At 61.0% G+C, this 10,235-nt stretch carries 9 protein-coding genes; 3 read left to right on the top strand and 6 right to left on the bottom strand.

The genetic code is table 11. From position 1 onward, the window contains the following. Positions 1-230 precede the first annotated feature (230 nt). Positions 231-2,972 carry a PRD domain-containing protein gene (locus tag GPK39_RS09420; protein ID WP_055287017.1) on the bottom strand — a complete coding sequence of 914 codons (2,742 nt, stop codon included), beginning with the start codon at positions 2,970-2,972 and terminating at the stop codon, positions 231-233. Positions 2,973-3,031: 59 nt separating this feature from the next. Here GPK39_RS09420 and GPK39_RS09415 point away from each other — a divergent pair, with 59 nt between their 5' ends. Then, positions 3,032-3,457 (top strand): hypothetical protein, encoded by a 426-nt coding sequence (locus GPK39_RS09415; RefSeq protein WP_055287019.1) that lies wholly within the window; start codon positions 3,032-3,034, stop codon positions 3,455-3,457. Between the two features lie 257 nt (positions 3,458-3,714). On the opposite strand, the gene guaA is transcribed toward GPK39_RS09415, so the two are convergent. Beyond that, positions 3,715-5,313: a glutamine-hydrolyzing GMP synthase gene (gene guaA, locus GPK39_RS09410; RefSeq protein ID WP_215675235.1), complete on the bottom strand. Its 1,599-nt coding sequence runs from the start codon at positions 5,311-5,313 to the stop codon at positions 3,715-3,717. Between the two features lie 267 nt (positions 5,314-5,580). Between guaA and GPK39_RS09405 the strand changes: the two genes are divergently transcribed. Then, positions 5,581-6,594 (top strand): asparaginase, encoded by a 1,014-nt coding sequence (locus tag GPK39_RS09405; RefSeq protein ID WP_055287023.1) that lies wholly within the window; start codon positions 5,581-5,583, stop codon positions 6,592-6,594. Positions 6,595-6,615: 21 nt separating this feature from the next. Here the strand turns inward: GPK39_RS09405 and GPK39_RS09865 are convergent, their stop codons facing one another. Beyond that, positions 6,616-6,834, bottom strand: coding sequence for a helix-turn-helix domain-containing protein (locus tag GPK39_RS09865; protein WP_215675233.1), 219 nt, complete (start codon positions 6,832-6,834; stop codon positions 6,616-6,618). Between the two features lie 76 nt (positions 6,835-6,910). On the opposite strand from GPK39_RS09865, the gene GPK39_RS09395 reads away from it, so the two are divergent. Then, positions 6,911-7,300 (top strand): hypothetical protein, encoded by a 390-nt coding sequence (locus tag GPK39_RS09395; protein ID WP_195621399.1) that lies wholly within the window; start codon positions 6,911-6,913, stop codon positions 7,298-7,300. A 9-nt stretch (positions 7,301-7,309) separates the two neighbouring features. On the opposite strand, the gene GPK39_RS09390 is transcribed toward GPK39_RS09395, so the two are convergent. The 3 genes from GPK39_RS09390 to GPK39_RS09380 form a co-directional block, all read right to left on the bottom strand. Next, positions 7,310-7,693, bottom strand: coding sequence for a DUF1648 domain-containing protein (locus GPK39_RS09390; protein WP_215675231.1), 384 nt, complete (start codon positions 7,691-7,693; stop codon positions 7,310-7,312). 11 nt (positions 7,694-7,704) lie between these two features. Then, entirely contained in the window at positions 7,705-8,781 is a 1,077-nt protein-coding gene (gene ychF / locus GPK39_RS09385) for a redox-regulated ATPase YchF (RefSeq protein WP_035136922.1), read from the bottom strand. Positions 8,782-8,895: 114 nt separating this feature from the next. Further along, the gene (locus GPK39_RS09380) at positions 8,896-10,149 is read right to left on the bottom strand and encodes a 4Fe-4S binding protein (protein WP_215675229.1); all 1,254 of its coding nucleotides are present in this window, start codon (positions 10,147-10,149) and stop codon (positions 8,896-8,898) included. Positions 10,150-10,235 lie beyond the last annotated feature (86 nt).

Below are 10,235 nucleotides of genomic sequence, written 5' to 3'. Positions count from 1 at the left end.
CCCCATCATCGCGGTCTATGGGGTCAACGATATGGCACCGTGGGGACACATGTATGTCAATCCTGGTCTAACAGAGCCTTGTCGATTCGTGCCATAACAACACTCATGTTTGCTCCTATCAAATGAAGTTTTACGTTCGGTACTGCCTCGGCGCTATCCGGATTCGCGCCGGGCAAGGGGTTATCGGATTATTGAGGACGCGCAGTCAGCTTGCGGCGGCGCGGGGAAGGTCACTCGTCGAGCAGGAGGTCCGAGGAGCCGAGGCGCTCTTCTCGCGCCGGGGCGGCGCTCACGCTTATGTAGTCGAAGACATATGCGATCTCGCTTACGGGAACCTCTACGCGATAGCGCGTCGAGATGCTCGAGAAGCTCTGCCTGAAGGACTCGATGAAATCGGCACGCTCCTCCTCGAAGCGGTCCTGGCCAACGTAGGTCTCAATGGGGTTTCTGGTAACAAGGCGCTCGACGAGACAGCAGAGGTGGACGTAGAGCCCAATGATGGCGTTGCTGCCGATCTTCTCGCCTGTCCTGCGCTGAAGCTCGTGCACGGCGCTCTCGATCTCGTGGAATAGCCGCTCCGGGTCGAGGATGGTGATGGAGCGGATGACGTTCTGCAGCGTCATGTTCGAGAGCAGCTTCTCGTGGAAAGAAGAGAGCTCGGAAGCGTCAAGCCACCTGCCGAACACGGCATCAACCTTAGAGGCGGACGCCGTCGACATGATGTCCTCGAGGGCGACGAAGGGGACGGAGGCGACCCCGGGGTCTCCCGTGCCGATGACGGCGCAGACGCGGTGCTCGGAGAAAACGGCGTCATTCGACCCGTTCGCGACGAGCTGCTTGAAGGGCCTCGTGAGCAGGCGCGCGCCTATGGTGCGCGGGAGGCTCTGCGAGACGAGCTGGCGTATCCTCTCCGCGGCGTCGACCCCGGACTCGGAGCAGAAGACGATGGCGTCCTCACGGTTGACGCGCTCGATCACCTTGCAGTGCGTCACGCACGCGGCGGTCGCATCGCCAAGAACCTCGGCGATGGACTTGCCGCCGAGCAGCCCGACCCCGATCTCGAGCGCAAGACCGGTAGAGACGTTGTTCACCACGCCGATAGTGGAGTCGGTAACGTTCTCGAGGGCCTTATAGGCCTCCTCCAAGGAGCCCATGTCGACGAGGAACACGACCCCGGTGCAGTAGGAATGGCGGTCGACGAGACGCTGGAGCGGACCGACGATGTCCTTCAGCTGCTGGTCGTAGGGCATGTCGACAGCCTCGTACACATGCATGCCGAGCATACGGTTCGCCGCGTCGGCGATGCTCGTCGCCGTTGAGTAGCCGTGGGACAAGATGACGCAGAGCGTCCGAAGGGCCTTCGCATCGCGAGACTCCGATGCGACGCACAGCGTCAGAAGCGTCTTCGTGAAGTGATCGAGCGAGATTCCCAGCGCCCCTTCCACGTCTGCGGCGACCTGATCGGAGACGCTCGAGGCAAACGGTAATTCGGAGGTCACGGCACCGAGGAGATGGGAGATTTGCTCCGCACAGGCAGACTTTCGCTTAGCCAGGCCGATGCCCGGCCACAACTGCAGGCAAATCTCCTGGGCCAGTAGAAAAGCGACCTTCCTCGAAAGCTCGATGCCATAAGAAGAGCCTGCGTCGGCAAGGACCGCGCCCACGATGCGCTCGAAGGCGCGCGACCTCGAGGAGGTAACGCCGCGGCCGAAGATCAAGTGATCCTCAACGCCGCGCACAGCGGAGACAGCTTGCGAGACGAGCTCGGAGACAGAGAGCTCCCCGGCGCAGAATCGCTCATCGAGAGAGCACAGGGCATCGAGCGCCTGCTCGACCGGCCCTGTGCTCTCGGCGGCATCCAGGGACGCGTCGATCAGAACGCCATCATCGGGCTGTTGATCGATCTGCGCGGAGGAGAGGAGCCCGCTGGGAAGAAGATACGGGCGAACGACGACGTAGTCGCCCTCGCGATTGAGGAACGCTTTGGCGCAGCAGTTCGTCACGCAGGCGCGCAAGCCGGCGATGTTATCGGAAAAGTCCGCGTTCACGAGGCAACGGTATGCGCCGCGGCTAATCTTCACATCAGAACCGATTCGGCACCCCTCGCTGCGCAGGAAGCTCAAGATGAGATCCTCGCGCTCCTCGGGGGTCCGCTCCTTGAGTGAGGGGACGCGGGCACAGATGGGCATTTTGCTGTAGGCCGAGGAAACCTTCAGGTCATCGGCGGAAAGCGTCGTCGAAAGAACGAGGCGAGCGCGCGGCGCATCCTGGGAGGCATCGAGCCCGAGGGCCGTCGCAAGGCAGTGCTCCATCGCAGAGGGAGAGAGTGCCTCGATGCCGTTGACAAAAACCACACCCCCGCGCGATTTCGCGATCGACTCGTCAAGAAGCCCGTTGAACGAGGCGGCGTCCGGGACCCCGGCGCAGTCGATGCGCACATAGGAGGAGTCGCGGGGCAGCAAGCCCTGGTTCTTACCGTACTCGTACACAAGACGAGAAAGAAAAGACTTGCCGACACCCACGCCGCCGCTCAAGAGGATGGGCAGGCCGAACGGAGGGTACTGAACCGCAGCCTTGCACTGCTCGACAACGGAGCTGAGGCTCAGGTCAAAGCCCACGGCACGCGCGAAGTCACGGTGATCGGCGATTCCCGTCGCCTGGATGAGGTCGGCGAGCGAGGCGTACTCGCTTGCAGAGAGCTTTACCTGAAAACGCTTCTGGAACGCGCGGCGATGAAAATAACGGACAGGCCTGCCCGCCACCTTAACCACAAGGCCGGCGCGAACAAGGTCGTTGAGGTACTGGCTCGCCAGACTCCTGGAGATGATGAGCGTCTCGGCGATGTCGGAGGTGGACAGACGGGCAAGGTCGTCGAGCGAGACGGCAGAGGTGAGGGCCTCGAGATGCTCGAGAATCCTGTCCCTCATGTCGACGGGCTTCTTTGCCAAGCTGTCCTGTGCGGTCTTGTCCATGACTTCTTACCTCCTTGTACAAGGAGTATAAGGGGAACACAGAGAACGGAAGGGGGCGCGTGGGGGAATCAACAGCCCCGAGGAGAAGTTCACCACTTGAGGGGCAGAAAACAACGGCCATTGAACATTCAGGGCCGACGCTCAACACTTCGGCTCGACACTTCGCTTTGGAAAGGGCCCTGCACGATGGTGCAGCCCTCCATCTCGCAGCACAGGTCGCCGAAGGTCGCGAGGATGCGCTCCTTCTGTTCCGCGGGCGAGACGACTCGGTGGGCAAGGTCCTCTCAAAAGGGGTCGTCCGACGCCGCAAGACCTCGATGACCGACTACCGCCTCGAGCAAGTGGCGGATTACCTCTGTACTATCGAACTTGCCTTGGTCAAGTACGAGGCCAAGGAGGACGGTGAGACGTACAACAAGTTCTTCGGAGGTATAGGCTCTTTCAAAAGGAACTGGTTCAAGCAAGCCCGCAGCAAGCGGATATAGGTGGCCTCGCGGTTTCGCAAGGAACGGCCAGCTCTCCTCTGGCGAGGAACACCGGGCGACGTGCCTCGAGCAGCGGAAGCTGAAGCGCAAGCAGAAGCAGCGCGGGCAATGATCGGTGCGGATATGGGCCCAGACGTGAACAGTGCTACGTCCCCTGTTCACGGGGCGCGAAACCGCAAAGGTTGCACAGAGGTTGCAAAATAAGAAGCCCCCGACCTGTTTTCGCAGGTCAGAGGCTTGAAATCAACGAATATCGTTTACTCCCACTCGATGGTCGCGGGCGGCTTGGACGTGATGTCGTAGCACACGCGGTTGGCGCCGGGAACCTCGGCCACGATGCGGCCGGAAATGCGGGCCAGCACGTCGTAGGGCAGCTTGGCCCAGTCGGCGGTCATGGCATCGCTGGACTCGACGGCACGCAGGATGATCGGGCGCTGATAGGTGCGCTCGTCGCCCATAACACCGACGGACTTGATGTCGGGCAGGACCGCGAAATACTGCCAGCAGCTGTGCTCGGAGTTGCGCTCGCCAGTCTGCTCAAACAGACGCTGGTTGTAGGCGTCGAGCTCCTCGCGCACGATAGCGTCAGCGTTCTTGAGGATCTCGAGCTTCTCCTTGTCGACCGCGCCGATGATGCGGATGGCAAGACCCGGGCCCGGGAAAGGCTGGCGGAACACGATGTGACCCGGCAGTCCGAGCGCCAGACCAAGCGCGCGGACCTCGTCCTTAAAGAAGTGGTCGAGCGGCTCAATAAGGTCGAAGTGCACGCCCTCGGGGAACGGGATCAGGTTGTGATGGCTCTTGATGGTGGCCGTCTTGCCGCCCGTCTTGCGAGCGCCGGACTCGATGATGTCGGGGTAGATGGTGCCCTGAGCCAGATACTTGACCGGCTTGCCATCGGTCTCGAGCTGCTGCGCCACGGCGAAGAACTCTTTCCAGAACTGCGTACCGATGATGCGGCGCTTCTGCTCGGGCTCGGTCACGCCGGCCAGAAGCTCGGCATAGCGGTCCTCGGCGTGGACGTGGATAAAGTCGACGTCGAACTGCTTGGTGAAGACCTCCTCCACCTGCTCGGGCTCGCCCTTGCGCAGCAGGCCGTGGTTGATGAAGACGCACGTCATCTGCTTGCCCACAGCGCGGGCGCCCAGCGCGGCCACGACGGAGGAGTCGACGCCACCGGACAGAGCCAGAATCACGCGGTCGTCACCGACTTTCTCGCGGAACTCGGCCGTCATGGTCTCGACCAGGTTGTCCATGCTCCAGTTGGGCTCCAGGCCGCAGATCTCAAACAGGAAGTTGCTCAGCAGCTGCTGACCGTACTCGGAGTGCTTGACCTCGGGGTGGAACTGCGTGGTGAAGATTTTGCGCTCGGGGCACTCCATGGCGGCAACCGGGCACACGTCGGTGCTGGCGGTAACGGTAAAGCCCTCGGGCACCTCGGAAACGGCGTCGCGATGGCTCATCCACACGGTCTGCTCCATGGGCGTGGAGTTAAAAAGCTTGGCGCCAGCCGTGCGCGTGATGGTGGCGCGGCCGTACTCGCCCACCTCGGAGTGACCGACCTTGCCGCCGAGCGTCACGGCCGTGATCTGATGGCCGTAGCAAAAGCCCAGGACGGGAAGGCCCAGGTCAAAGATGGCGGGGTCGATGGACGGAGCGTCCTCGGCATACACGGAGGCCGGGCCGCCAGAAAGGATGAGCGCAGAGGCGTTCATCTCGCGAATCTCGTCGGCCGAGATGTCGCAGGGGACAATCTCGGAATACACGTTGAGGTCGCGGACGCGACGGGCAATGAGCTGACCGTACTGCGCACCAAAGTCGAGTACGAGGACCTTTGCGGAAGCCTTTTGATCCATGGTTCCCCCTCTTGTTGGCGGGGAGCCGGTGCCCACCCGCGTGAATGAACGAAAATAACTTTCATAGTGTACACGTTATATGGGGTTTCTCGTCCCTCGCAGCCATCAGCGCACGGCAAACGCACGATCTGGGCCCCTATTTAACAACAATTGAAGTGTTACCAGACGTTACAGATGATGTAATACGTTTGAACATTGGATGCCCTGTGCCACAATACTGCCGAACGACTCCGCCTCTGCGGCGGCAAATACGATAGGAATACCAGCATGAAGCGCATCCTTCTCATCGCCACGGGCGGCACCATCGCATCGACCGAGGACGGCAACGGCCTCTCCCCCGCCCTGACCGGTGAGGAACTCGCCCAGAGCGTCCCCGAGATCTCGGGCCTCTGCGAGCTCGACGTCGTGCAGCCCATGAACATCGACAGCACCAATATGCGCCCCAGTGACTGGATGCGTATCCGCGACGTCATCGTCGAGGGTTATGCCGACCACGACGGCTTCGTGATTCTGCACGGCACCGACACCATGAGCTACACCGCGGCAGCGCTTTCCTACCTGATTCAGGACAGCCCCAAGCCCATCGTGCTCACCGGCTCGCAAAAGCCCATGGGCAACCCCTTTACCGACGCCAAGCTCAATCTGTATCAAAGCTTGCTCTATGCGCTCGACGAACACTCGCACGACGTCTCGATCGTGTTTGGCGGCGTCGCCATTGCCGGCACGCGCGCCCGCAAGCAGCGCACGATGAGCTTCAATGCGTTCATTAGCGTCAACTATCCGCCCATTGCCTATATCCGCAACGACCGCATCGTGCGCAATGGGCTTCACGGCACGCATCAGGGCGAAAACCCGGTGCGTTTCTACGACAGCATCGACCCGCGCGTATTTGTACTCAAGCTTACGCCCGGCGTAAACCCGGGCATCCTCGACGCCCTTGCCGATAGCTACGATGCCGTGATTCTGGAGACCTTTGGCATTGGCGGTATCCCCGAGTTTGGTGAGTCAGGCGAGTCGTTCCAAGAGGCGATTTTCCGCTGGGTCGATTCGGGCCGCACCGTCGTTATGACCACGCAGGTCCCCGAAGAGGGCCTCGATCTGGGCGTTTATGAGGTCGGCCGTGCCTACGCCGATCATCCGGGTATTTTGCGCGGCGACGATATGACCACCGAGACGCTCGTGGCCAAAACCATGTGGGCACTCGGCCAGTCACGTGATGCAGCCGAGATTCAGCGCCTGTTCTACAGCCAAGTCAACCACGACCGCATCCCGATGGTGTAACCACCGGTCAATAGGCATCTTCTATTCAATGCCCTCGAGAAGCTCTGACACCGTCATGCCGAGTGCGGGCGCGATCTTAAATAGAACCCTGAGCGTGAAATTTGCCGTCCCATCTTCGATTCGGTCGAGGTAGGGTCGGCTGATTCCTGTTGCCACACAAAAATCAACCTTGGAGATACCAAGGTCTCTGCGTGTCTCTTCGACCCGCCTGCCAAGAATCTGTTTCGCACGTTCGTCCATGCAGCCGAGTTTGAAATGGAGCCGAACATAAACGTAAACTATAGTTTACGTTTTGCCGAATACACAGGAGTTTTCTATGTCGGGTTCTTCGGTCCGCATGTACCGAGCCACGCTTCGCACAAACAGCGCACCGCTCAAGCTCGTCGTCGTTGAAGCAGAATGCCTTTCGCCCGATGAGCGCACAGCATTTGCATTGCTATCAAGTCGCGTCGCCGCCGTTCTGGTCCCTTGCCCGGCGCAAGGTGAACTTGCTATCCAATGCCAGGCGCACAGCTGCTCGCTCAATCAGGCTGCCGTGATCGCAACCAGCCAACGCGGTCTGCCCCTTCTCCTGGAAGCCGGTATCGCACTTGCCCTTCGCGGCGCCGGATACGAAAACGAGGCCGCCGCCGACATGGTCTTTAAACCACGATCGAGCGGCGGCCTCGCAGCAGCCATTGAATATGCGTGCAGGCTCGTTGCCTAAAAGGACAAGCTAGAAACCAAAGCCAAAGCCCGTTCCGGTAATCGCCGAGTACATAAAGTAAACGTTGATCACGTTGAGGAACACACCCGTGATGCAGCCGTTGCGCAGGTAGCGCTCGCACACGATGCGCGCCATGGCGGCGGAGTCATCATTGTTTTTAGCCTGGCGTCCCGCCGTAAAGTACGTCGCCACGCTCAGCAGTAGGTTGAGCACCGGCAGTGCCAGCAGCTCGTAGCTCTTGCCCCAGCGCGTCACCTCGCCGGCTGCGTTAAACTTCGTTGCCACCTCGGGGCCAATGTTGGGGATAACAAACGCTGCAACCGCCAGCGGAATCACCGCAAGTACGAGCAGCGCAATACCCATGTAGCCAGCTTTTTTGCCATATTTAAACATGCGCGTCGTCCTTACACATTAAAGCGGAAGTGCACGACGTCGCCATCGGCCATAACATAGTCCTTGCCCTCAATGCGTAGCTTGCCGGCAGCCTTAGCGCCCTGCTCGCCGCCGAGCTCGATGTAGTCGTCGTAGCCAATGACCTCGGCCTTAATAAAGCCACGCTCAAAGTCGGTGTGGATGACACCGGCGGCCTGCGGGGCGGTCGCGCCCTGACGAACCGTCCAGGCCTTGACCTCCATCTCGCCGGCCGTAAAGAACGACTGCAGGCCGAGCAGCTTGTAGGCTGCCTGCGCGAGCACGTCCAGACCGGGCTGCTCCAGGCCCAGGCTCTCCAGGTAGTCGGCGGCGTCCTCGGGGTCGAGCTCGGAAAGCTCGGCTTCGATCTTGGCGCAGATGGGCAGCGGCTTGACACCATCGATGGGCGCCAGGTCGTCGTTGAGCATATCCTCGTCCACGTTGGCCACGTACAGGATGGGCTTCATGGTGAGCAGGAACAGGCCCTTGGCGGCGGCACGCTCCTCGTCGGTCATCTCCATAGATGCGGCGCGCTTACCCTCGTTGAGCCAGGCGAGTAGGCGCTTGGCGACCTCGAACTTGGGCATGAGCTCCTTGTCGCGCTTGGCCTCCTTCTCGAGCTTAGGCAGCTGCTTCTCGAGTGTGCCCATGTCGGCCAGGATGAGCTCGGTCATGATGGTGTCGGCATCGCCGGCGGGATCGACGAACTCGCCCGTGCGGCCCACCTCACGCATGACGTTGGGGTCCTTAAAGTAGCGCACGACCTCGCAGATGGCGTCGGTCTCGCGGATGTTTGCCAAGAACTGGTTGCCCAGGCCCTCGCCCTCGTTGGCACCCTTCACCAGGCCCGCGATGTCGACAAACTCGACCGTAGCCGGCACAATGCGGCCGGGGTTGACGATGTCGGCGAGCTTTTGCAGGCGGCTATCGGGCACATCGACGATGCCCACGTTGGGGTCGATCGTGGCAAACGGGTAGTTGGCGGCAAGGCCGGTCTTTTTGGTAAGCGCGGTGAACAGCGTCGACTTGCCCACGTTGGGCAGGCCCACGATACCGATGGAAAGGGACACGACAGCTCCTTTTGGTACAGGTACTTCAAACTGCATAAGTATAGCGCCGCCGCAGCATCCGGGCGAATCCGGACACCGCGGCGGCGCAAATGAAGCAAAAATTGGGGTCGCTGGCTAGTCCGCGAGCTTCTCCACCTGATCGAGCATCTTGTCGAGCTTGGCCTTTGCTTCGGCCTTGACCTTCTCAGCTTCTTCGTGAGCCTTCGCCTTCTGGGCGGCCTTTTCCTCGGCTTCGGGATCGACGACGACCAAGTTGGACGCATCGTGTTCAACAAGTTTGAGCGCATGCTCGGGACACACCTTGACGCAGGCTCCGCAACCTAGGCAATACGTGGACTCCAGTGCAAAGCGGCCGCTTCCCACCAAATCGCAGGCGAACGTGGGGCACACGTTGACGCACTCACCGCACGACGTGCACTTGTCAAAATCGCATTCCGGCGTGCTCACCTGCATGTTCTGGGCAAGCTCGGGGTGGTTTTGCAGCGTCGAGAGCACCAGCTGCCGCCCGTGCGTGAGCGAACGTCGACGCTTGGTCGTCGTGGTGCCGCACATGGTGTTGAGCGTGCGCTCCAGCTGGGTAATCTGATGGCGATGGGCCTTGAGCTTTTGCGTCACCGAGGCCAGCGCCGCCGTCGCCGGGTTGAGCTTGGTCACCGTCAGGCCCGTGGTGCGAGCAATCTTTTCCATGTACTCCTTGCGCTCGTACTCGCGGCGCTTATGGCACTTGAGGCTCTTGGGGTCGACCTCCAGGCCCATACCCGTGCCAGACCACTCCTCGGCCTTCGCAATCGCCTCGCCCAGAATGTCCTCGCCGCCGGTGTTGCGGCATTTATCGCACACGCCCAACGGCAGGTACACACTCACGTTGGGATAGTCCGCCAGTACCGAGAACCAGGTCTCGGCCGTAATATCGCCCACGCAGGCAACGACGGCCTCGTTCTCGCGCGGCATGCGCTTGAGGGCGCGCGTGCAGGTGACGTAGGCGGTCTCGTGGCTCGTAGCCGCCGAGACAATATCGTCATACAGGTTTTTGGGCGCCAGACGCGGCGAGATGATCGCCTCGGTCGGACAGGCAGCGGCGCACAGGCCGCACTTGCGACAGGAGTCGAGGATCTCGATGGCGTCTTCCTCGACCTCGATAGCGTTGACCGGGCACACGTCCATGCACGCGGTGCAGCCGCTCTTTTCGTTTTTGCAGGTCAAGCACGGAATGGTGTTGCCGCGCGGGCGCTCCTTGTAGTCGGCAGGATTCCACTGCGGCGCCGACGGATCGAGTGCATCGGTCACGCCGCCAAGCGGGTTTTTAAGAAAGTCGAAACCCTTGCTGATCTCGATAATGTCATCAAACAGATCGTGTTCCTGCGCCATGCGCGGCCCCTCCCTGAGCGGTGCAAACAAGCAAGAGATAATGATACGCTATCGGCCCACGCCTCGGGCAAATTACACGCGGCGCA

The sequence above is a fragment of the Collinsella aerofaciens genome, from assembly GCF_018785245.1.
In the GTDB taxonomy this organism is placed as follows: domain Bacteria; phylum Actinomycetota; class Coriobacteriia; order Coriobacteriales; family Coriobacteriaceae; genus Collinsella; species Collinsella aerofaciens_AD.
This window is presented reverse-complemented; position numbering and strand designations above follow the sequence as displayed.

Coding starts and splice junctions, on each gene's coding strand:
- GPK39_RS09420 (WP_055287017.1), bottom strand. CDS start 2,972: ATGGACAAGACCGCACAGGACAGCTTGGCAAAGAAGCCCGTCGACATG.
- guaA (WP_215675235.1), bottom strand. CDS start 5,313: ATGGATCAAAAGGCTTCCGCAAAGGTCCTCGTACTCGACTTTGGTGCG.
- GPK39_RS09405 (WP_055287023.1), top strand. CDS start 5,581: ATGAAGCGCATCCTTCTCATCGCCACGGGCGGCACCATCGCATCGACC.
- GPK39_RS09865 (WP_215675233.1), bottom strand. CDS start 6,834: ATGGACGAACGTGCGAAACAGATTCTTGGCAGGCGGGTCGAAGAGACA.
- GPK39_RS09395 (WP_195621399.1), top strand. CDS start 6,911: ATGTCGGGTTCTTCGGTCCGCATGTACCGAGCCACGCTTCGCACAAAC.
- GPK39_RS09390 (WP_215675231.1), bottom strand. CDS start 7,693: ATGTTTAAATATGGCAAAAAAGCTGGCTACATGGGTATTGCGCTGCTC.
- GPK39_RS09380 (WP_215675229.1), bottom strand. CDS start 10,149: ATGGCGCAGGAACACGATCTGTTTGATGACATTATCGAGATCAGCAAG.